The organism is Marinococcus sp. LNHM3E3-2.2 (assembly GCF_056034385.1).
Window position 1 is genome coordinate 101689 of record NZ_JBQLIC010000006.1, and the last position, 22145, is coordinate 123833.

A 22145-nucleotide genomic window follows, 5' to 3' on the forward strand; every position below is an offset into this window, starting at 1 on the left:
CAGTAACACAAAGAAGACGTGCCCGCGGGCGCGTCTTTTTTTGTACAGCTGCTCTTCTACCTGATCTCTTTTTTTAAATAAATATCGAAATGGTACACTTCTTCCCTTTCTCCCATTGACTCGTATAGAGCCACAGCAGGCGCATCTTCCTTGTCTGCCTGAATGAAAACAGCGGAAGCATTAAGGTTTTCCGCTTCCTTCATGAAAAAGATTAATAGATTTGTGGCGATTTTCTGCCGGCGAAACCGGGCATCCACAGCGAGATCATAAATGTAGATTTCACATGTTTCTTTTTCCATTTTATTCATCACGTAAGCCGTAAGGCCGGCTACAATCTGCTCGCCACAGGCCGCTGTACAGACAATTACCCTGTCGTTTGAAAGCTGCTTCAAAAGATAGGCATCCGAAGGCTTGTGCCCCGTGTACATCTCCTTTTCTTCAAACGCTTCAGCATAAAGCTCGTTCAATTTCCTCATCTGCTTTACTCCCGCCCCATCGTGCTCCAGCCGCTGACAGGTAACCATCATAGGAAAACTCCTCCTTTCCGGATCTGTAATGCTCCGCTGCATTAACGGTGAATCGCTTCTAGCTGTCTTAAATATATTCAGTTTTATTGAAATCTTCAATTTAAATTCGTTTAGTGATAAAAAAAGACGAGCTCCGGGCCCGCCGCTGTCACTTTTTTATGCTTTCGGCCACAAATAGCCAAGCAGCTCGTTAAGCTGCTTTTCCCGGTTTTCGTTCAAAAAAATATCGCCGCTCCGGGTAATAAATGCATAATTCCCGTCTTTTTGAATCCACTGCTTCTGCATAGCCATCTGCTCCAAAAAGCAGTAGATAAAAATATGTTTCGTTTTGATATGCTTACCGTGCTTCTCCAATTTCAGCGATTTCTCCATAACCTTCCAGAAACGCCGGTGAATATGCCCTTCCTCATCAAGCCGGATACGTCCATGCACCCTCAGACGGGTCAGAAAAAACAAACATGCAGAGAGCAGCCAGCTGTCCCGTTCTACTGGCCCGCTCTGCTCATTCAGCCAGCGGAGCAGCCCGACGTCAATGAAAATATCTTCACCACTGAGCTGTGTTTGAATAGTCTGTGCCGGAAGCTGCTTCATTTCTTATTTTCCCTATCCTGCTCAGTCGTAAATACTTCTGCGCTTCGTTCGTATTCAACGTCCACTGCCCCCGTCCGGCTGTTCGCAATTCTCGCGGCGCTGAACAGATAATCCGACAGACGGTTCATATACATAAGCACCGGGGCGGGCACGTCTTCAGCTTCGCCTGCGCGAACAAGCTCCCGTTCCGCCCGCCGGCAGACGGTACGGGCAAGATGAAGCTCTGCCGATAACGGCGTGCCTCCGGGAAGAATAAATTTTTTCAGCGCCGGGGCCTCCTCCGTATATTGGTCAATCCGGTGCTCGAGCCATTCCACCGTTGAAGCTGTGACCTTCTTTATAGCTTCCGGGCGAATGTCAGCTGTATCACTGCCACAGTCAAATAATTCATGCTGAATACGCTCAAGATCCTTCTGCAGATCTGATCCGCTTTTTTCCTCCGCCGCCATCAGCCGTGCCTTGCCAATCAATGCGTTTACTTCTTCAAAGCTTCCAAACGCTTCAATTCTCGCATCGCCTTTGTTTCTTTTTCCGCCTACCACGGAGGTGTCTCCGCGGTCTCCCTGCTTGGTATACAGCTTCATGTTTTTCACCCTTTCTATCCGGAAGCCGAATTATATTCATCTAACAATGATTCTATCAATTTTCCGGTGTGAAGGTAGTGCCAATGTAACTGTTCTTCCGGGAATGCTTCATTCTTCTTTATCGGTGCTGTCACCATAATCTCTTTGAGCTTCCCGTGGGAAAGCCCGGTACACCCGCGGTCATACATCCATTCAAAGGCCTTTCTTTGTATGTAAAGCTGTAAAGATGAAACCTCCTCGGCTGGCCAGCCTTCGGCCATGTGGATCCACAAAAAGCATGACTGTCCGGAGCCAAAAACAGCCTCCCGGCTGCCTGCGCTTTTTCTCCATACCTGCATCCCTGGGGAGCATTGGATGGTATGGGCCGGCCGCTTGTTGCGGCTTTCGTCAGTGAAAATATGCACAGCACCTTTTATTTTGTCCACTGAAAGCACCGCTCCATAAACCAGCTTTTTTAACGAAGGAGCGTACACGTTTAAAGCTGAACGTGAAACTGCTTCGGCTTGATACGCTGTTTCCGACCATGAAAGCGGTGCGTCCGGGTCATTACCTTCCGGCTGTGGCGGTCGCCAGTGCACGGCTGGTGCTTTTATTTCATGCTGCAGGCTGACATGAATATCAGCCTGGTACACTTCCGACAGCCGTTTTTCGGTAAAAACAGCCGCCGGTTCATCAAACGCTTCCGTTTGGCCCTCTGAGAGCATCAGCACCCGGTCGCAGTATAGAGCAGCCGCCTGAATATCGTGCATTACGACTACCACAGTCCGGTTTTGTTCCGAAGCCCAGCTGCGAATGTAGTTTAACAATTCAATGCGATAGTGTATATCCAGGTGGTTAGTCGGCTCATCAAGCAGCAGACATTCCGGTTCCTGCGCAAGCAGTCTTGCAAGCAGCACCCGCTGTTTTTCACCACCGCTTAAAGCGTGAAACGAATGAAATCTTTTGGACCATACGTGCATCTGCTGCATCGCGTTTTGAATGACTCGTTCATCCTCTTTATTGCTTGCTGCCGGCCACAGGCCTTTTTGATACGCATACCTTCCCATTTCTACGACCTGGCGCGCCGAATAGGCTGCTGTCAGTTCGTCAAACTGCGGCAGGTAGCCGACAGTCTTAGCCCGTTCCGAAGAAGTGAACGAGCTCAGAGGTTTGTTTTTATACCGGATGCTTCCGGACGACACCTCATGCAGACCGGCCATCACGCGGAGCAGTGTAGACTTTCCGCTGCCGTTCGGGCCAACGATGCCGATCATCTCCCCAGCCTCAACGTTAAAGGAGATACGCTCAACGACCGTACTGCTTTTCCCGTAACCGGCAGTTACGCTTTCAACCTGGACTTCTGCCATTACTGCCACCGCCTTCTTCGCTGATAAAATAAAAGCAGAGCAAATACAGGAGCTCCAGCCAGTGCCGTAATCACCCCGACCGGCACCTCTGCCGGAGCAGCCGCCGTGCGTGCAATCAAATCCGCCAGCATTAAAAACACTGCTCCGCCGCCAAAAGACAGCGGCAGCAGATGTTTATGATCCGGGCCCCACAGGAGCCGGATCATATGCGGAATCACGAGCCCTACAAACCCAATAGTGCCTGAAACAGCGACCGCTCCTCCTGTTAGTACGGATGCGCCGATTAAAACCAGCAGCCTTATCCTCGGTACGTTCACCCCTACCGAGGAAGCACTGTCCTCCCCAAACGCAAACGCGTTGAGGGCGCGGGCATGCGGAAGCAGAAGCAGCACTCCTGCCAGCAGAAACGGAATAATCAGCTGAAAATAATCCCATCCTCTGCGGCTCACGCTGCCAAGCAGCCACTGAATAATCTGCCGGAGTTCTTCTCCGCTGAACGCAATCAAAAGCGACATAAACGCGCTGAGAAATGCGGTGATGATAATGCCCGCAAGAATCATCGTTTCAGTGCGCACGGCCCGTTCCACGGAATAAACAAAAAGAAGCAGGACAACAAGCGTTAAAAAACCGCAGACGATGCTGACTACCGGCAGGGTAAATCCGCCAAGCAGGGGTATCTGCCATCCGAAATACAATACGGCCACCGCCCCGAGCGAAGATCCCGAGGAAACGCCGAGCGTATAAGGATCGGCAAGCGGGTTCCGCAGCAGTCCCTGAAAAACAGCCCCGGCGAGCCCCAGAGCCCCTCCTACTGCGGACGCCAGGAGTACGCGCGGCAGCCGCACCTCCTGAATAATCGCTGCAGCACCGGTTTCTGTTTCAAGTGAGATAGGAAGAAATGGAAAAAACTGGCTCACTACCGCTTTGATGCTTACAGACAAAGGTACCGCTACGCTCCCCATGGAAACAGCGAGCACCAGCGCCCCGGCAAACGCTGCGAGCATCAGAAGATACGCGCTGGCGTAATTAGTTCTCAGCCATCGCATCCGGATGAATTCTTTCTGCCATTTCTTTAAGCCCTTCAGTAAGACGTGGACCCGGACGGCTCACTTTATCGCTGCTCAATGCGTACACTTCTTCATTTTCCACTGCAGGCAGAGTCTCCCAGCCTTCTCTTGAAGCAATCGTTTCAAGCGGCTCCTCTTCGGTCGGGTACGTCGTTAAAATGATATCCGGGGAAGCGTCAATGATTTCTTCCTCACTCACCATCGACCACCCTTCCAATTCGCCGGCAGCGTTCCCAGCATGGACAGCAGCAAGCATTTCATCAATAAACGTGCCGCTTCCTGCGGTATACAGATCAGGGGAGGCCCCTACTTCCACATACACCTGCCGGTCAGTATCTGCTTCTTCGGTCGCTTTCTTTACTTCTGAGACGTCTTCTTTCATTCCATCGATAACTTCAGCGGCTTCCTCTTCTTCTCCGATGGTGCTCCCAATCAATTCGATGCTCTCATATACAGCTTCAAACGACTGCGCGTCCGGGACGGTAACTACCGGAATGCCCGCTTCCTCCACCTGGGAAAGAGAGTCTTCAATGCCGGAGGACGCGTGGGCAAGCACCACGTCCGGCTCCATGGAAATAATCTCTTCAATATTTGGTTCAAGGCCTGAACCAACGCTTTCGATGTCTGTAACTTTCTCCGGATATGTATCCGCATCGGTTCTTGCTTCGACCCGGTCGAGCGCTCCCAGCTCATAAACTATTTCTGTGTTGCTCGGTATCAGACTGACAATTTCTTCAGGCGCCCCGTCGAGCGTCACTGTTTCTCCGGAAGCGTCCGTAACTTCAATCGCTTCCGTATTTTCATTACTGCTGTCCCCGTCCCCGCCCTGACTGCCGCTTTCTTCATCAGTGCTGCAGGCAGCAAGCGCCCCTGCTGCCGGGATTATCATCATCAGTGCTTTGAATTTCATCCATGTTCTTCCTTCCTGCTTATTATTCTGCAAGCTGGGCGATAAATATCTGCCTTGGGGAAGTTTCGAATTGAAAAGGAGAAGCATCGTAATCACCGTAAAAAGCATGGATCTTCAGTCCGTGCGCTTCCATCATGCTGCGAAGCTGGCTTTCCTGATACATTTTCACTTTTTCCATGTATCTTCTGGTGGAATCTCCTTCTACGATACTGATGCGCTTTACAACAAATTCATCCTGAATGCTCCGCTCCTGATAAATTTTCAGTCCATCCTTCACCGTCTCATCCCGGGGAACAATATGCTGTTTAATATACTCGGGGTTCAAATAATCAAAAACAAACCATCCACCCGGCTTTAACGCAGAGGCCGCCTGCTGGAATATTAACTCATTTTCCTCATCGTCCGGAAAGTAGCCGAAGCTTGTAAACAAATTAAAAGCCAAGTCGTATTCTTTCCGGATATGCACGTTGCGAATATCACCCCGTTGGTATTGCACCGCCAGTCCGTTCGTCAATTCAATTGCTTTTTTCAGGAGTGCCGGCGAGAGATCGATGCCGGTAACATCCACACCTTTTCTCGCGAGCCAGCGGGCATGACGCCCGTTTCCACAGCAAAGATCAATAGCCTTGGCGCCCGGCGTCAATGGGACTTTTTCCATGATCGTGTTTAATTCACTGGCCGCCTTTGTTTCATCGCGGTGGTCGTACACCCGCAAATAGTCTTCCTGAAAGTGCTCTTCGTACCAAGCTTTCATGCTGAACCGCTCCTCTGGCTTTACTTATTCGGCAGATCAATATAAAACGTCGTCCCTTCCCCCGGCTCACTTTCTGCTGCAATAGCCCCGTGATGGGCGTCGACAATATTTTTAACTATGGCAAGTCCGAGCCCGGTGCCTCCCTTGCCCCGCGTCCTTGCTTTGTCTGCTTTATAAAAACGTTCAAATACATATGGGAGGTCCTCTTTTGAGATTCCGCTGCCTGTGTCGCTGACTTCCATATGCAGCGATTCCCCGTTCACAGCCCTGATAGTGATAGCTCCCCCTGCTTCGGTGTGACGAATCGCATTATGAACCAGGTTTGTCAGAATCTGCTCTACCCGGTCAACATCAATATAGGCGTATGGTTCCGGGGCATGCAGATCCAGATCAAGCTGCACCTCAGACTCATCAGCAAGTCCCTGGAATTTCCGTTCCACCCGCTGAAAGAAGGATGTCACTTCCTCCTCCTCTTTTTCGAGCTTCAGGTAGCCGGCTTCCATCCGGGCAAGATCAAGCAGTTCATTCACCAGACGCCCCATGCGCAGCGATTCATCGTAAATGATGCGTCCGATTTCTTTCTTTTCTTCCTCTGTCGCTGCAATATCATCCACGATGGCCTCACTGTACCCCTGGAGCATGCTGATCGGTGTCCGCAGCTCGTGGGATACGTTGGCGATAAAGTCCTTACGCAGCTTATCGTGCCGACGTTCTTCTGTCATATCCCTGACTACTGCTACCGCCCCGCGTACGTCTTCGTTGCCATAAAGCGGGGTGACCAGCACCGCAAAGCTGCGCCCCTGTACCTCAAACTCATCAAGCTGTTCCATTTCTGTTTCCACTGCTTTTTCAAACAGGCTGGTAACTTCCGCCGGAAGTGAACTCGCTTCCTTTTTATCCTCGAGCTGGTTCAAGCGGATGAAGTATTCCGCCGGGGGGTTAGTCAGCACCATCGTCCCTCCCCGGTCAAAGGTGATCACCCCATCAGCCATGCTGTGGAGAATGCGGCTCAGCTGTTCTTTTTCCTGATTTAACGCTGTGAGGTTATGCGACAATTCCCGGCGCATCCGGTTAAATGCGTTGCCAAGCTGCCCGATCTCATCGTTGCTGACTACAGGCACCTTGGAGTCGAAATCCCCCTTCAGCACATTGAGGGCAAGCTCACGCATTTTCCGGAGCGGTGCTGTAATACGGGTACTCAGAAAAAAAGCAAAAACGGTAGTTAAAATAATCGCAATACCGGCTGAAAGCAGAATTATCTGCTTTGTTTCCCCGGTGGTCTCTTCAATGACCGAGAGCGACTGATACACATACACTTCCCCTTCACGGCCGTCATTTGTGGTAAATGGCTCACCAACAGCAAAAATCTCATCTTCGCCGCCATCCATGGAAAAGGTGTCGTGAACCGTAACCTGCTCGCGTTCTCCGGCCACCCGGCCGAGTTCATTGCTGTTCTGAATATCAGCGGCTGCCAGACCGTCCCCGCCCCCAGAGCCGTACCAGAGGTCTCCATCGATAAACACCATCACTTCCGAATTGTACGTGCCGGCAATTTGATCAATGACCGGCTGCGAGCTCTCCAGGGTATTTTCTTCCTGCAGCGATGTAGCAATGATCTCAGCATTGTTCGTTAACTGGTTTTCTGCTTCCGAAATATTAAACTGTTCGAAAAACTGGAGCAGCAGGATGGTAAGAATTAACAGGACTACCGTTAACAGTCCCAGTATAGTCAGCCAGAGCTTTCCGACGACGCTGCGCCAGATCATTGCTTTTGCTCCACCTCGAATTTATAACCAACGCCCCAAACTGTTGATATCATGTCTGCAGCGTCTTCAGAAACCTTATTAAGCTTTTCACGCAGTCGCTTTACGTGCGTATCCACTGTCCGGAGGTCCCCAAAGAAATCATATTTCCATACGTCTTTCAACAGCTGCTCCCGGGAGAATACCTTGTCCGGCGACTGGGCCAGATACAGCAGCAGCTCGTACTCCTTCGGCGTCAGCCCGATGATTTTATTGTCCACCGTTACCCGGTGGGCATCGTTATCAATCGTTAAATGCGGGAAAACGAGCACTTCATTGGCAGATGTTTCCGGCTTCATGTATTTAGTGGACGATGAACGCCGGAGCAGCGCTTTTACGCGCAGCGTTACCTCGCGTGGACTGAACGGCTTGACGATGTAGTCATCAGCCCCTACTTCAAATCCCTGTACTCTGTTGGATTCCTCCCCTTTAGCTGTCAGCATAATAACCGGCGTCGCTTTTGTTTCACGCAGCTGTTCACATACTTCTTCGCCGTCCATGCCGGGAAGCATTAAATCAAGCAGGATAACGTCGTAATCCTTTTCCAGGGCCATCGCAAGAGCGTCCTCCCCGTTTTCCGCCTCTTCAATTAAAAAATCTTCGCGCTCCAAATACATCCGGATAAGCCGGCGGATCCGGGCTTCATCGTCTACGACTAATATTGTTGTCTGCTGGTCCATGAAATCCTCTCCCTGTTTAAAAAGCTTATGCATTCATTTTACCCGCCGCCAGACTGAGATTCCAAGCGGCAGGTCTGAAACATTGATGAACTTTTAGGCCAGATCCTTGAGCTGCTTAACTTCTTTTGGCTTCAGCGGACGGGTTTCCCCTGGATTCATTCCGAGCAGATCGAGCATGGCGTACTGCTCGCGCTTCAGCTTTTCCACCGGGTGTCCGATCTTTTCGAACATGCGGCGGATCTGATGATTTCTTCCTTCATGGATCACAATTTCAATAATCGAGCTGTTGCCTTTTTTGTTGGCGGATTTAACGTTCACTTTTGCAGGGGCCGTTTTTACCCCGTCAAGCTCGATGCCGTGGCGGAGAAGCTGCAGCTTTTCTGCGGACGGTTTGCCCGTCACCTTTGCGATGTACGTCTTTTTTACATTGCTTTTTGGGTGCATCATTTTATTGGCGAATTCGCCGTCATTAGTTAAAAGCAGCAGCCCGGAAGTGTCATAATCCAGCCGGCCGACGGGGAAAATACGCGCCTTTACTTCGGGAAAGAAATCGGTGACCACTTTGCGGTTTTTATCATCCGCTACCGCGGAAATAACCTGCTTCGGCTTGTATAGTAAATAATAGACCGGTTCTTCCTTCGTGAGCGGAATGCCGTCCACTTCCACCTGGTCATTGATACCGACTTTACTGCCAAGCTCTTTGACAGTTTTGCCGTTCACCTTTACCCGGCCGTCCGTAATATAGTCTTCTGCTTTTCTTCTTGAAGTGATGCCGGCCTGGGCAATCACTTTTTGTAATCTTTCCATAAATAGGCCTCCTCATACAGTTTTTTCTGCTTATTTTATTTTCGTCCTGCTTCCGCTACAATACGGAGAAAGGAGCGTTCCACATGACATTTCATTTTCTGATTCTTTATGCCGCTCTGCTGCTTCTTACCGGTATAACCGCCTGGTCCGCTGTCCGCACCTACCGTACATACAGACAGCTGCGGGAAGTGGACCTGCGTATAAACCGGCTCGAGACCGCAGCAGAAATCACCCGGACCCAGGCCTATACGGCCTCCGTCGAGCAGGACATCTACATACGGTTCATAACGGTGAAAGATGCTCTGTTCCGGCAGTTCAATGCACCGCACCCACGGGCTGTCCGGGAGTCCGAGCACGCTCTGCATTTTTCGGAAAAACAGCTTCACACTGCCTTTTCGTCCCGCGAAGCAGAGGAATTGCGGCAATTTTTCCAGCGCTACCGTACATACCTTGATTCGTACTGGAAAACCGGTACGAGCAGCTGGAAAACGGTATTTGTGTCAAACGCACAAAACGGCGCTGACAGTTGGGAAACTGTCCACGCCGCCACTAAGTCACTGTACCAGGAAGCAGAGCGCTTATCAGCGCTTTTCACTTATTCTTCATCTTGATACAGTTCCCGGAAAAACAGATCCGCCTGTTCCGGCTGTTCTTCATCCTCGAGCGGCGGCAGTTCTTCCAGGGTTTCAAGTCCAAAATACTCTAAAAAGCGGGTGGACGTTACAAAGGACATCGGTCTCCCCGGCTTCTGGGTACGCTCAAATTCTTTGACGAGTCCTTTGGTGAGCAGGGTCTGCAGCGCCCGGTCCGATTTTACTCCGCGCACCTGGTCAATGTCTGCCCGCAGTACCGGCTGATTGTACGCAATAATAGCAAGTGTCTCCAGGGCTGCCTGGCTGAGCGTCTGCCGGTTCTGCTGCTCACTGAACTGCTCAATCGCTTCCGCCGCCCCGGGCACCGTGGCGAAGAAAAATGTATTTTCCGCCTGGGTAATCTGCAGCCCGCCTTCCCGCTCCGCCCAGGCATTCTTTAAGGAGATTAAGTGTTCGCGGGCAGTCTCGTTTTCTAAACCGAGGGCTTGGGCGGCCTGTTCTGCCTCCAGGCCTTCATCCCCGCTAATATACAGCAGCGATTCCAGCTTCCCCTCAATCGTTTTTTCCTTTTTCATACCTTCACCTTTTCTGCCAGTTGAATCGTTATATCATCAAAATTGTGCGCCTGCTCGCAGCGAATTTGCTTTTGTTTCATTAGCTCGAGCAGAGCAAGAAATGTTACCACCATCTGCGGCTTGGTTCTTGTTTCTTCAAACAGCTGGTAAAACGAACAGGCATCGAGTCGTTCGACTTCTCCCATTACCTCTGTCATACGGTCTTCCACCGAATATTCATCCGCCCGGACAGTGGCCTGCGGAGGATGGGCGTTTTTCGCCCGTTCCTTCATCTTCTGAAAAGCTGCCACCATATCATACACCGTCAGCCCCTCCGGAAGACTTTCTTCCTTTTCTTCACCGGTACTCCATTCGCTAAGCGGTTTTTTGTACACCTGTTGCTGCTGCTGTTCTTTTTGCTGAAGCTTCCCGGCTGCTTCTTTATAGCGCCTGTATTCTTCAAGCTGCTCAATCAGCTGTTCCTTCGGGTCTTCTTCCTCAATCCAGGCCTCCTCATCAGCCGTCACAGGCAGCAGGGTCTGGCTTTTGATCTGCAAAAGCGTAGCGGCCATCACGAGGTACTCCCCCGCCACATCGAGCTCAAGCTCCTGCATGGTCCGGACATATTGCAAATACTGATCCGTGATTGCAGCGAGCGGAATATCCTGAATATCCATCTCCGCCTGCTGGACAAAATGAAGCAGCACATCAAGCGGCCCTTCAAATTGATCAATTTTCACTTTATACTGCTCGGACATAGTTCCCATCCTTCATCACTTGTTGAGTGCTGTTGCAAGTATATCATATCCGCTGTAAGCAGGGCATGCGTTTTCCCCGTACGTTTTTGATACAATCAGTTCTATCAATGATTTTTGAAAGGAGAAACCGCCGTATGTATCCAGACGCCTACATTCTGTTTCTTGTCGAATTTCACAGCACCCGCGATTACTTTGAATGCCACGAAATACTTGAGGACCACTGGAAAGAAGCCCCTTCCGGAGAGCGTGACCCTGTATGGCCCGGACTGATTCAGATCGCTGTTGGTCTGTACCACGAGCGGAGGGGAAATCTTACCGGTGCTTCCAAGTGCCTGAAAAACGCCGGCGTGATTCTCGGGCCGCTTGCGCACCGTCTGCAGGCACTCGGGCTCGACGCCGAGAGGCTTCTGCAGGCTATCGAGGAGCAGCTCGAACATCTCGGAGAGCCGTTCCGGGACATGAACCTGCCGATGAGGGATTCCGAACTCGAAGCCGAGTGCATCCGTATGTGTGAACAAAAAAACATTCCCTGGCTGCAGGCCTCTCCGCTTGAAGATACGGATCTCGTCCACAAGCACGTGCTCCGTGACCGCACCGATATCGTTCATGAACGCGATAAGCAGCTCCGCATCCGGGATAAGCAGCGCCGGAGCGGCGGTCTGTAATCACATCTTCTGCGTATTTCCATTAAAAAACCCGCCGTGTACCGGCGGGTGGGTATTAGTTCACTTCATTTTCCAGAATATCCTTTTGGTGTTCATCGCACACCTGCAGGAACTGGACCGTTTCCTTGCTCGCAACCAGGTCCTGGTCGAGACGCCCTCTGACCGCCTGCACCATTTTTTTGCCGATCCCTTCATCCCGGTAGGATGGATTCACGCATACATGGCGAAGCTCTGCTTCTCCGTTTTCGGTGTATCGCAGACCGACGACTCCGACAATATCATCGTCTTCCTTCCACATAAACAGCTGCCAGTCATCTGTTTCTTCATACTGCTGGACCGTTTCCTGGAGCTTTTTTACATCCTTTTCTTCCGGCATGTACGAAAGAAGCCCCATCGCTATTTTTTTATAGGATTGTTTATACTTAATCAACATAACCAATTATCCCTCATTGTGATCAGAATTTCAGACAAATTTGTCTTCATTTCCATAATTTACGCAAACCAGTATCCAAATTCACCATTGACCATACACGCTTTTGGACAGAAATGCAAGAGGAATATAGGTAATTATAACTGAAAGCCGCTTATCACCGCTCATGCACGTGTAATCACTCAAACCAAAATCACACGGCTTTAAACCGTGTGATTTATTTTACTCCATGCGGATTTTTTTTGCAAGACTGGCCATTTCCACGGCTCCCATAGCTGCCTCGGAACCTTTATTCCCAGCTTTTGTGCCGGCACGTTCAATCGCCTGTTCAATGGATTCCACCGTGATGATGCCGTTAATAACCGGAAGCTCTTCCTGCAGGGAGACATTTGCGACTCCTTTGGCGGATTCGCTGCATACATAGTCAAAATGTGGAGTTGCGCCGCGGATGACAGTACCAATGGCCACAATCGCATCGTATTTTTTCGTTTTGGCTGCCTGCTGGGCGGCAAAAGGAATTTCAAACGCCCCGGGCACCCAGATAACATCTATATCCTCTTCCTTCACCCCGCTGCGGATTAGTGTGCTTTCCGCTCCTTCGAGCAGCTGTTTGTTAATAAATTCATTAAAACGTGCTACGACGATCGCAATTTTTTGTCCACTGCCGTTTACGTTGCCTTCAATAGTAGTTGTCATTCTATTTTCCTCCTAAAAATGAAGCATGTGTCCCAATTTTTGAAACTTCGTACGCATATATTTCTCATTTTCCTCCTGCAGCGGCAGCTGTATCGCAATCCGCTGTGTCACTTCAAGGCCGTAGCCGGAGATCCCCGTTATTTTCCTCGGATTGTTAGTGAGCAGCTTCATTTTCCCTACGCCAATGTCGCGGAGCACCTGGGCACCGATCCCGTATTCACGCAGATCATCCGGGAAACCAAGCTTTTTGTTTGCTTCCACCGTATCATAGCCCGCCTCCTGCAGCTCATAGGCTTTTAATTTATTGATCAGGCCGATGCCGCGTCCTTCCTGGCGCATATAAAGCAGTACCCCTTTGCCTTCTTTTTCGATCTGCATCAGCGCTGCCTGCAGCTGTGGTCCGCAGTCACAACGCTTGGAGCCGAAGACGTCCCCAGTCAGACATTCCGAATGAACCCGGACCAGTGTTTCTTCCTCCGGATCGATCTCCCCTTTTACAAGCGCCATCATTTCTTTCCCATCAATGGAGGAAGTAAAACCAAGCGCCCGGAAATCACCAAATTCGGTCGGAAGGCTCGTATCCGCCTCCCGCTTCACCAGTTTTTCGCGGTGACGGCGGTAGCTGATTAAGTCTTTGATCGTTACCATTTTTAACCCGAACCGGTCAGCAATTTCGCGGAGCTCCGGCACCCGGGCCATTTCCCCGTCTTCCCGTGTAATTTCACAAATCGTCCCTGAGGCCGTTTTTCCAGACAGGCGCGCAAGGTCAATCGCAGCCTCCGTATGACCGGCCCGCTGCAGGACCCCGCCTTCTTTTGCAATAAGTGGAAACACATGGCCCGGACGCTGAAAGTCCCCCGGTTCTGCGGTCTGGTTGGCAAGATGCTGGATCGTCAGCGCCCGCTCGGAGGCACTGATACCGGTTTTGGACGACACATGGTCGACGCTCACCGTAAAAGCAGTACCGTGCGGATCAGTGTTTTGATCAGCCATCGGCTGAAGCTGCAGACGCCCGGCCTGCTCTTCAGTAATCGGAGTGCAGACGAGACCGCGGCCATACGTAATCATAAAGTTAATTGTCTGGGCATCAATGTTTTCCGACAGGGCGACAAAATCTCCTTCGTTTTCCCGGTCTTCGTCATCACAGACGATCACAACCTGCCCGTTTCTCAGTTCATCTAACGCTTCTTCAATGGGGTCAAACCAGCGTCGTTCCTCCATGGTATCGTTCCTACTTTCTTTGCAAAGGTTTTATTTATCTACAGTTAACAGACGTTCTGTATATTTGGCAAGCATGTCACATTCAATATTGACCAGATCACCAGCCTGTTTATCTGCCAGGTTGGTTACCTCCCACGTATGCGGAATAATCGACAGAGTAAAGGTTTCTTTTTCGTCGTCCACTCCGAAAATTGTCAGGCTGATGCCATCGACCGTGACGGAGCCTTTATTAGTCATGTAGCGGAGCTGCTCCTTCGGTGTCTTTACGTGCACGTAAATCATGTTTTCTTCCTCTTCAATGGAAGCAATGGTTCCAGTGGCATCCACATGTCCCTGGACAAAGTGTCCGCCAAACCGTCCTCCAGCCTGCATCGCAAGCTCCAGGTTTACGCGTATGCCTTCTTCCATGTATTTCAGACTCGTGTGCTTGAGCGTTTCAGCCATCACGTCTACGTAGACGCACCGCCCGTTTTTAGCCGTCGCTGTCAGGCAGATGCCATTTACCGCGATGCTGTCGCCAATGTGAATACTGTCCATATCCAGATTACTCTCAAGCTCGAGCTGAATTAAATTTTCCTGATGCGTCATTTTTGATACTGTTCCTGTCGCTTCTACAATTCCTGTAAACATGCTTTCACTCCCCGGACTGCAATGTATATTTTCGGTCCTGCCCGAATGTCTCTTCTTTTTTCAATGAAAATGCCCGGGCTTCCTGAAGCGTCGAAATACCATTTCCCTGATACACTCCAGGTGCATTTTCCCCGCCAATCACAATCGGCGCTACATACATTAAATATTCCTGAATCACTTCTGCTTCCAGGAAAGAGCCGAGAATGCCGGCCCCTCCTTCCACAAACAATGAAACGATTTTCTTTTTCCCGAGCACATCCAGCACCGCGGAGATATTTTTCACGCCGGAAGCGACCGGAATCACTTCAGCTCCTGCTTCTTCCAGGCGGCGCTGCCTCTCAGCATCAGCCGGATCGTTCGTCAAAACGTAGACCGGAGCTGCGGCGTCTTTTAGCATCCGGCTGTTTTCCGGCATCCGGAGTTCACTGTCCAGCACGACCCGTGCCGGCGTCACTCCCGTTTCCGGGACCCGGGCCGTAAGAGAGGGATCATCGCTCAGCACCGTTCCGATGCCGACTAATATGCCGTCACACCGGCGCCGTTCCTGGTGAACATCCTCCCGGGCTTCTTTTCCGGTAATCCACTGGCTTTCGCCCGTGGCCGTAGCAGTCTTTCCGTCTAGAGAAGAAGCTGTTTTAGCCGTCACGTAAGGTCGGCCGGTCTTAATAAAATGAAAAAATTTCCGGTTTAAGTAAGCCGCTTCTTCCTGCCTGACTCCGGTCACCACTTCAAGGCCTGCTTCTTCCATCATCTGTATGCCTTTTCCGGCTACAAGCGGATTCGGGTCTGACGCTGCCACCACTACTTTTTCGATGCCCGCTTCAATAATCTGTTTGGCACACGGCGGAGTACGGCCGTAATGGCTGCAGGGCTCAAGAGTGACGTAAATCGACGCTCCTTCAGCTTCGTCTCCTGCCATCGCGAGCGCATGGACTTCTGCATGTGCTTCCCCGGAGCGAAGATGCGCTCCCATCCCTACGACTCTCCCATCTTTAACGACGACGGCACCGACCATTGGATTCGGGTAAGTCTGCCCTTCCGTCGAGCGTGCCAGTTCGAGTGCTGTGTGCATCCAGGTATGATCCATATGGCCGGACCTCCTTTATTTTTGCTTGCTGCTATTGATTACAGAAATAAAAAAAGCTCCCGAATGAAAACATCCGGGGGCTTTTATACATACGTATCCAAAATAATATTCCGGTTCTATTCTGCAGCGTTACACCTGCTGACAGAAAAACAGAATTTTTTCGAATACGGTTTTCCTTCTCCCATCCAGACTATTACTGTCGGCTTCAGAGTTGCACTGAATCCACCGTCCACGCCAGGAGCGCTTACCGGGTCACGGACTGAAAAGCATTCGCTTTATCACCGTCGGTTGGGACTTGCACCCGACCCCGAAGGATGTTGATCGCAATCAACGTACCGTATGAAGTTAAAATACATTTTATTACGTTCTTAAATATCCGTCAAAAGATTCAGCTTACGCTTCGTCCCAGACCCGCACTTCCTTCATAACGTCCTGCGCCTGAATGCGGTCCACCTGGTCCATGTTATCTGTCACACGGCCGAATACCGTATGCACGCCGTTCAGGTGTGGCTGCTGGTCAAACAGAATAAAGAACTGGCTTCCGCCGGTGTCTTTTCCGGCGTGCGCCATCGACAGATAGCCTCTTTCATGAGTGCGCGGGTTCCCTTCCGTTTCACAAGGGATCGTGTACCCCGGGCCTCCGTCTCCGCGGTTGTTCGGGCACCCGCCCTGGGCGACAAAGCCCGGGATGACGCGGTGGAACGTAAGGCCGTCATAAAAGCCGTCATTTGCCAGACTTTCAAAGTTTTTCACTGTGCCCGGTGCGTCCTCCGGGAAAAATTCCAACGTTACTGTTTCTCCATTTTCAAATGCGATTTTACCTTTTTTCATCTCTCTCTACCCCTTTTTATTTTGTTTTTGCCTTTGCTGGCTCATAGGACAGGTCGTACTGAAGAATATCTTCGTATGTCTCTCCGCGAACCACCAGGTGCGATTCCCCGTCTTCGGCGAAGACGACCGGCGGACGCGGGAGACGGTTATAATTGTTGGCCATGGAGTACCCATAGGCTCCTGTACAGAAAACCGCCAGCGTATCGTTGGTTTTCACTTCCGGAAGCGGCAGATTCCAAATCAGCATATCGCCGCTTTCACAAAGCTTGCCGGCGACTGAAAACGTGTCGTCGGCTTTTTCATGGCCGCGGTTGGCAAGAATGCCTTCATATTCTGCCTGATACAATGCCGGGCGGATGTTGTCGGACATGCCGCCATCCACCGAAATGTACCGGCGGACACCGGGAATATCTTTTTTTGACCCTACGTCATACAACGTCGTGCCGGCATCGCCGCTGATGGACCTTCCGGGCTCAATCCAGATCTCCGGCACATCCATGCCGGTCCGGAGCGCTTCCTGTTTGACTGACTGAATCATATCCTGCACGTACTGCTCCGGTGCCAGCGGTTCGTCCCCTTCCACATAGCGGATCCCAAAGCCGCCGCCGCAGTTCAGCACATCCGGCGTGAACTGCAGGTGCTCCTGCCAGTGCACAAACTGATCAAACAGTTTTTTGATAGCCATTGTAAATCCGCTCGTTTCAAAAATCTGCGAGCCGATATGACAATGCACGCCTTTGATATTGATGGACGGACTCTGCTGCAGGCGGTAAATAGCCTGGTCTGCCTGGCCGGACGTCAGGTCAAAGCCAAACTTTGAATCCTCCTGCCCAGTGGAAATGTATTCATGTGTATGCGCCTCGATGCCCGGAGTCGTACGGATCAACGCTTCCACACGCGTCTGCTGCCTGGCCGCCTGCTGCTCAATCAATTGAATTTCATGAAAATTATCAATCACAAAACAGCCGATGCCAAGCTCAATGGCAAGAGCGATTTCTGCTTCGCTTTTATTGTTACCGTGAAAATGAACTTTTTCCATAGGAAAACCGGCTTTTGATGCCGTCATCAGCTCTCCTCCGGAAACCACGTCCAGACTGAGCCCCATTTCTTTCGCCAGCTGTGACATTGCAACGCAGCTGAAGGCTTTGCTCGCGTAGGCCACCTGATACGTCATTCCGTTATCTTCAAAAGCCTGCTGAAATCCCCGGGCCCGCTCCCGCATCAAAGCGACGTCATAGACGTAAACCGGGCTTCCGTACTCCTGCTTTATGTTAACGGTATCCACCCCGCCAATCTCCAGGTGGCCGTGTTCATTTATATGGTGCGTTCCATGAAGCTGCATATTATTCTCTCCTTCGTTGCTCCTCCTCGTCCGTTTATTTTAGCACGCTTCCGAAAAAGACAAAAGCTTTATGCAAGTAAAGAAACCGCGCAATTACTGCACGGTTTCATAAATGAGGACTGGTTTTTCCACCGCAGCTTCTGCAATCGTAAAGGCTTCAGAAATTTTTCTGGCGCTCTCAGCGCTATCCTGGGCGTTTACGTGCATGACCGCAATTGTATCTCCTTTTTGTACAGGGTCACCGATTTTTTTCGTCAGTTCGATGCCCACACTGTAATCAAGCACATCGTCCTTGGTGGCCCGTCCGGCTCCGAGAAGCATCGCACTTACGCCGATTTCTTCGGCTTCAATACCATGTACGTAGCCGGTGGCTTCCGCCTTCACTTCTACCCGGTGCTCAGCAGCCGCAAGACTCTCCGGATGATCCACAGCGGAGGCATCACCGTGCTGATTTTTCACAAATGCTTTCATTTTTTCAAGCGCTTCCCCGTTTTCAATCACCTGAAGCACCATTTTTTCCGCCTGCTCGAGCGTATCGGCTTTGCCGCCCGCGACAAGCATATAGGAAGAAAGCGTGACGCTCAGCTCGTGCAGATCTTCCGGCCCGTTGCCCTGCAGCGTTTCAATTGCTTCTTTTACTTCGAGCGCATTCCCGACGGTCCGGCCGAGCGGCTGATCCATATTGGAAATGACCGCCATCGTTTTACGATCGAGTGACTGGCCGATTTCCACCATTGCTTCCGCCAGACGCTTCGCTTCCTCCACTTCTTTCATGAAGGCGCCTGAGCCCGCCTTTACATCAAGCACGATCGCGTCTGCGCCGGCTGCGATTTTTTTACTCATCACCGAGCTTGCAATCAATGGAATAGAGTTTACGGTCGCCGTCACGTCCCGAAGGGCGTAAAGCTTTTTGTCTGCCGGGGTGAGGTTACCGCTTTGACCTGCGACAGCAATTTTATGCTCATTAACAAGATTGACGAATTCTTCCTTTGGAATCTCTGTTTCAAATCCGCGGAAGCTTTCCAGCTTATCAATCGTGCCGCCGGTATGCCCGAGTCCGCGCCCGGACATCTTCGCTACAGGAACGCCGCATGCTGCTACAATCGGTCCAATAATCAGCGTCGTTTTGTCGCCGACGCCTCCGGTGGAGTGCTTGTCCACTTTGATTCCCTCGATTGCCGACAGGTCGAGCTGATCGCCCGACTCTGCCATCGCGTAGGTGAGCGCGGCAGATTCCTTCTGGGTCATATCCTGAAAGTAAATCGCCATCGCAAACGCCGATGCCTGGTAATCCGGCACCTCGCCGTTGCTGTATGATTCCACAAACCAGCGGATTTCTTCTTCATTCAGTTCTTTTCCATCGCGCTTTTTTGCAATAATATCCACCATTCTCATAGTATGGCCCCTTTACACATTGCTGTTGATTACGTATTTTTGACGATTTCTTTCATTAAAGAGATAAAAATCGGTTTGGTTTTGGCCGCCGTTTCCATCACTTCCTCGTGGGATATGCTGACGATTTCTTCGCCGATAGCCATATCAGTAATACATGAAACACCGAGCACACGCAGACCGGCATGCTGTGCCACAATTACCTCCGGCACCGTGGACATGCCCACTACATCAGCGCCGACGTTCCGAAGCAGAATTAACTCTGCCCGGCTCAAAAAGTTTGGACCGCCGATGCCGCCGTAGACGCCGCGTTTCAAGTCAATTTCAAGCGTTTCAGCGGCCTGGAATGCTTTACCGCGGAGTACTGGATCGTAGGCCTGGCTCATATCGGGAAAGCGCGGCCCGAGATCGCTGTCGTTCCGGCCGATCAGCGGGTTGGTGCCGGTAAAGTTTATGTGATCCTCAATCACCATTAAGTCCCCCGGCCGAAACGACGACTGCATCCCTCCACACGCATTGGTGACAAATAAAAACTCGGCGCCGAGCGCTTTCATCACCCGGACCGGGAATGTCACCTCCTGCATCGAATAGCCTTCATAGTAATGAAAGCGGCCCTGCATCGCTACGACTGTTTTTCCTTCGAGCTCGCCGAGGACAAGACGTCCGGCATGGCCTTCCACTGTAGAGACAGGAAAATGCGGAATGTCTTCATATGGGATTACAGTAGCCGCTTCAATATCATCAGCCAGATCGCCGAGCCCGGAGCCAAGAATCATGCCGACCGCAGGCGCTGCACTGTACTTCGACTGGATGTAATCCTTTGCTTCTTTTATTTTTACAGCATTCATTCAGGCATCCTCCTGTGCGATCCGACGAAGGGTTTCTTTCATTAATTTCAAGAAATCTTCCTGGACCTTTGAGGTCGTGTCCATGACTTCATCATGGCTTAACGGCTGGTCAAGCATACCGGCAGCGAGGTTTGAAATGCAGGAAATACCGAGCACTTCCATGCCTCCGTGAACGGCAACGATTACTTCCGGCACCGTGGACATACCGACGGCATCCGCTCCCAGCACCCGGGCCATGCGGACCTCTGCCGGGGTTTCATAGGCCGGTCCGGTATTTGCCATATATGTGCCGCGCTGAATACGGATGTTCAGCGACAGCGCCGCTTCGTCAGCAATCTTGGCGAGTCCTTTCGAATACGCCGAGCTCATATCCGGAAAGCGGGGACCGAGTTCTGCATCATTTTCTCCAATAAGCGGATTAGCGCCGAGCCAGTTGATGTGATCATCGATAATCATCAAATCACCCGGTTCAAAGTCATGGTTCACGCCGCCCGCAGCATTGGTGACAAGAAGCCGTTTCACTCCGAGCGCGTTCATGACGCGGATAGGAAAAGTCACTTCCTGAAGGGAATAGCCTTCATAGTAATGAAAACGTCCCTGCATCGCTGCCACCTGCATACCCTCAAGTTCACCGAATACAAGCTGGCCCGCGTGGCCCTCCACCGTGGAAACAGGAAAGCCCGGGATGTTTTCATATTTTAGAACGACTGGGTTTTTAATCTCATCGGCCAGTACCCCCAGGCCAGAACCGAGCACGAGCCCGGTCGTCGGTACAGCGGAGATATTGGACTGAATGTATTGAACTGCTTCTTTGGTTTGCTGCTGGATACTCAAATTATTCACCCTTCCTTTTTAATTGCTGTAAAAAGCTTGTACCGTACTTCGGCATGGATAGACGGAAATTATCCGCCACCGTGGCACCGATATCGGCAAATGTTTTCCGGGTGCCAAGTGGAGCAGAGCCGGTGCTTTTGCTGTAGGCAAGCAGCGGTACGATTTCACGGGTATGGTCAGTGCCGTGATGCACGGGATCGTTTCCATGATCGGCAGTAATAAGCAGAAGGTCATTCTCCTCCATAGCTTCCAGCAGCTCTGGAAGCCTGGCGTCAAACTCCTCGAGCGCCTCTCCGTATCCCTGCGGGTCACGGCGGTGGCCGAACTTAGCGTCAAAGTCCACCAGATTTAAAAAGCTGAGACCCGTAAAGGATTTCTGCGCGGTTTCTGTAACACGGTCCATGCCATCCATATTGGAGGAGGTACGGATCGACTCCGTAACCCCTTCGCCGTCATATATATCGCTGATTTTTCCAATGGCAATGCTGTCAAGACCGGCATCTTCAATGTCATTCATGACCGTACGGCCAAACGGCTTAAGCGCGTAATCATGTCGGTTCGCTGTACGTTCATAGCTGCCGGGGGATCCGGTGAACGGGCGGGCAATCACGCGGCCAATCATATACGGTGCTTCATACGTCATCGCCCGGGCTTTTTCGCAGATGTCATACAATTCTTCAATCGGCACCTCATCCTCATGTGCGGCGATTTGAAGCACTGAATCCGCCGATGTGTAGACAATCAGCTTTCCGGTTTTTTGATGCTCTTCGCCGAGCTCTTCAATGATCTCGGTACCTGAAGCCACTTTATTTCCGAGAACACCCCGGCCTGTTTCCTGTTCGAGCTGCTGCAAAAGCTCATCCGGAAAGCCATCCGGAAATGTCCGGAAAGGCTCGTCAATGTAGAGGCCCATGATTTCCCAGTGGCCGGTCATCGTATCTTTGCTTCGCGACATTTCTTCCATATAACCGTACGAAGCCGTTGGTGACGCTGACGCCTCTACACCCGGGATTTCCCGGATATTTCCAAGGCCGAGTCGTTCAAGGTTCGGAATTTTGATTCCGTTCATATGCTGGGCGATATGACCGAGCGTGTCGGCCCCTTTGTCTCCGTATTCTTCAGCGTCAGGAGCTTCGCCGATGCCGACGGAATCCATAACAACTAAAAAAATGCGTGGGTACTTGTAGTTTTCCATT

25 protein-coding genes and 1 riboswitch are annotated in these 22145 nt (G+C 51.1%); of the genes, 2 read left to right on the forward strand and 23 right to left on the reverse strand.

Going from position 1 to position 22145, the window contains the following annotated elements; translation table 11 throughout:
- Positions 1-56 precede the first annotated feature (56 nt).
- The 10 genes from ACTRXF_RS10005 to ACTRXF_RS10050 form a co-directional block, all read right to left on the reverse strand.
- Positions 57-527, reverse strand: a complete 471-nt coding sequence (locus ACTRXF_RS10005) for a GNAT family N-acetyltransferase (RefSeq protein WP_474279004.1) — start codon at positions 525-527, stop codon at positions 57-59.
- A gap of 156 nt (positions 528-683) precedes the next feature.
- Positions 684-1118, reverse strand: a complete 435-nt coding sequence (locus ACTRXF_RS10010; protein ID WP_474279006.1) for a hypothetical protein — start codon at positions 1116-1118, stop codon at positions 684-686.
- Positions 1115-1702: a cob(I)yrinic acid a,c-diamide adenosyltransferase gene (locus tag ACTRXF_RS10015; protein ID WP_474279008.1), complete on the reverse strand. Its 588-nt coding sequence runs from the start codon at positions 1700-1702 to the stop codon at positions 1115-1117. Before ACTRXF_RS10015 ends, ACTRXF_RS10010 begins: the two co-directional genes overlap by 4 nt.
- A 14-nt stretch (positions 1703-1716) precedes the next feature.
- Positions 1717-3048 carry an ABC transporter ATP-binding protein gene (locus ACTRXF_RS10020; protein ID WP_474279010.1) on the reverse strand — a complete coding sequence of 444 codons (1332 nt, stop codon included), beginning with the start codon at positions 3046-3048 and terminating at the stop codon, positions 1717-1719.
- Positions 3048-4094 carry a FecCD family ABC transporter permease gene (locus tag ACTRXF_RS10025; RefSeq protein ID WP_474279012.1) on the reverse strand — a complete coding sequence of 349 codons (1047 nt, stop codon included), beginning with the start codon at positions 4092-4094 and terminating at the stop codon, positions 3048-3050. Before ACTRXF_RS10025 ends, ACTRXF_RS10020 begins: the two co-directional genes overlap by 1 nt.
- Positions 4075-5025 carry an ABC transporter substrate-binding protein gene (locus tag ACTRXF_RS10030; RefSeq protein ID WP_474279014.1) on the reverse strand — a complete coding sequence of 317 codons (951 nt, stop codon included), beginning with the start codon at positions 5023-5025 and terminating at the stop codon, positions 4075-4077. The genes ACTRXF_RS10025 and ACTRXF_RS10030 overlap by 20 nt, the downstream gene beginning before the upstream one ends.
- A 22-nt stretch (positions 5026-5047) precedes the next feature.
- Complete coding sequence (locus ACTRXF_RS10035; protein WP_474279016.1) at positions 5048-5779, reverse strand: class I SAM-dependent methyltransferase; 732 nt, start codon at positions 5777-5779, stop codon at positions 5048-5050.
- A 20-nt stretch (positions 5780-5799) separates the two neighbouring features.
- Positions 5800-7545 carry an ATP-binding protein gene (locus ACTRXF_RS10040; protein WP_474279018.1) on the reverse strand — a complete coding sequence of 582 codons (1746 nt, stop codon included), beginning with the start codon at positions 7543-7545 and terminating at the stop codon, positions 5800-5802.
- The gene (locus ACTRXF_RS10045) at positions 7542-8261 is read right to left on the reverse strand and encodes a response regulator transcription factor (RefSeq protein WP_474279020.1); all 720 of its coding nucleotides are present in this window, start codon (positions 8259-8261) and stop codon (positions 7542-7544) included. Before ACTRXF_RS10045 ends, ACTRXF_RS10040 begins: the two co-directional genes overlap by 4 nt.
- Before the next feature lie 93 nt (positions 8262-8354).
- Positions 8355-9068, reverse strand: coding sequence for a pseudouridine synthase (locus ACTRXF_RS10050; protein ID WP_322525178.1), 714 nt, complete (start codon positions 9066-9068; stop codon positions 8355-8357).
- 83 nt (positions 9069-9151) lie between these two features.
- Between ACTRXF_RS10050 and ACTRXF_RS10055 the strand changes: the two genes are divergently transcribed.
- A complete protein-coding gene (locus ACTRXF_RS10055; RefSeq protein WP_474279022.1) occupies positions 9152-9679 on the forward strand; it encodes a hypothetical protein in 528 nt (175 codons plus the stop codon).
- On the opposite strand, the gene scpB is transcribed toward ACTRXF_RS10055, so the two are convergent.
- The gene (gene scpB, locus ACTRXF_RS10060) at positions 9664-10236 is read right to left on the reverse strand and encodes an SMC-Scp complex subunit ScpB (protein ID WP_474279024.1); all 573 of its coding nucleotides are present in this window, start codon (positions 10234-10236) and stop codon (positions 9664-9666) included. The genes ACTRXF_RS10055 and scpB overlap by 16 nt on opposite strands.
- Entirely contained in the window at positions 10233-10973 is a 741-nt protein-coding gene (locus tag ACTRXF_RS10065) for a segregation/condensation protein A (protein WP_474279026.1), read from the reverse strand. Before ACTRXF_RS10065 ends, scpB begins: the two co-directional genes overlap by 4 nt.
- Before the next feature lie 134 nt (positions 10974-11107).
- On the opposite strand from ACTRXF_RS10065, the gene ACTRXF_RS10070 reads away from it, so the two are divergent.
- Entirely contained in the window at positions 11108-11638 is a 531-nt protein-coding gene (locus ACTRXF_RS10070; RefSeq protein WP_474262177.1) for a DUF309 domain-containing protein, read from the forward strand.
- A 55-nt stretch (positions 11639-11693) separates the two neighbouring features.
- Here the strand turns inward: ACTRXF_RS10070 and ACTRXF_RS10075 are convergent, their stop codons facing one another.
- From ACTRXF_RS10075 to deoB, 11 genes are all read right to left on the reverse strand, one after another.
- Positions 11694-12071, reverse strand: a complete 378-nt coding sequence (locus tag ACTRXF_RS10075; RefSeq protein WP_474262178.1) for a GNAT family N-acetyltransferase — start codon at positions 12069-12071, stop codon at positions 11694-11696.
- A 219-nt stretch (positions 12072-12290) separates the two neighbouring features.
- Positions 12291-12764, reverse strand: coding sequence for a 6,7-dimethyl-8-ribityllumazine synthase (ribH, locus tag ACTRXF_RS10080; protein WP_091611315.1), 474 nt, complete (start codon positions 12762-12764; stop codon positions 12291-12293).
- 12 nt (positions 12765-12776) lie between these two features.
- On the reverse strand, positions 12777-13985 hold the full coding sequence (locus ACTRXF_RS10085; protein ID WP_322525185.1) for a bifunctional 3,4-dihydroxy-2-butanone-4-phosphate synthase/GTP cyclohydrolase II: 1209 nt from the start codon (positions 13983-13985) through the stop codon (positions 12777-12779).
- A 30-nt stretch (positions 13986-14015) separates the two neighbouring features.
- On the reverse strand, positions 14016-14615 hold the full coding sequence (locus tag ACTRXF_RS10090; RefSeq protein ID WP_474262179.1) for a riboflavin synthase: 600 nt from the start codon (positions 14613-14615) through the stop codon (positions 14016-14018).
- A gap of 4 nt (positions 14616-14619) precedes the next feature.
- The gene (gene ribD, locus ACTRXF_RS10095) at positions 14620-15702 is read right to left on the reverse strand and encodes a bifunctional diaminohydroxyphosphoribosylaminopyrimidine deaminase/5-amino-6-(5-phosphoribosylamino)uracil reductase RibD (protein ID WP_474262180.1); all 1083 of its coding nucleotides are present in this window, start codon (positions 15700-15702) and stop codon (positions 14620-14622) included.
- A 169-nt stretch (positions 15703-15871) separates the two neighbouring features.
- Positions 15872-16021, reverse strand: a riboswitch (FMN riboswitch).
- A gap of 74 nt (positions 16022-16095) precedes the next feature.
- A complete protein-coding gene (locus ACTRXF_RS10100) occupies positions 16096-16533 on the reverse strand; it encodes a peptidylprolyl isomerase (RefSeq protein ID WP_022792317.1) in 438 nt (145 codons plus the stop codon).
- A 16-nt stretch (positions 16534-16549) separates the two neighbouring features.
- The gene (gene lysA / locus ACTRXF_RS10105; protein WP_474262181.1) at positions 16550-17875 is read right to left on the reverse strand and encodes a diaminopimelate decarboxylase; all 1326 of its coding nucleotides are present in this window, start codon (positions 17873-17875) and stop codon (positions 16550-16552) included.
- Positions 17876-17968: 93 nt separating this feature from the next.
- Positions 17969-19270, reverse strand: coding sequence for a pyrimidine-nucleoside phosphorylase (locus ACTRXF_RS10110; protein WP_474262182.1), 1302 nt, complete (start codon positions 19268-19270; stop codon positions 17969-17971).
- Between the two features lie 29 nt (positions 19271-19299).
- Positions 19300-20115: a purine-nucleoside phosphorylase gene (locus ACTRXF_RS10115; protein ID WP_474262183.1), complete on the reverse strand. Its 816-nt coding sequence runs from the start codon at positions 20113-20115 to the stop codon at positions 19300-19302.
- Entirely contained in the window at positions 20116-20943 is an 828-nt protein-coding gene (locus ACTRXF_RS10120) for a purine-nucleoside phosphorylase (protein ID WP_474262280.1), read from the reverse strand.
- Positions 20944-20950: 7 nt separating this feature from the next.
- Entirely contained in the window at positions 20951-22144 is a 1194-nt protein-coding gene (gene deoB / locus ACTRXF_RS10125; protein ID WP_474262184.1) for a phosphopentomutase, read from the reverse strand.
- Between the last annotated feature and the right edge of the window lies 1 nt (position 22145).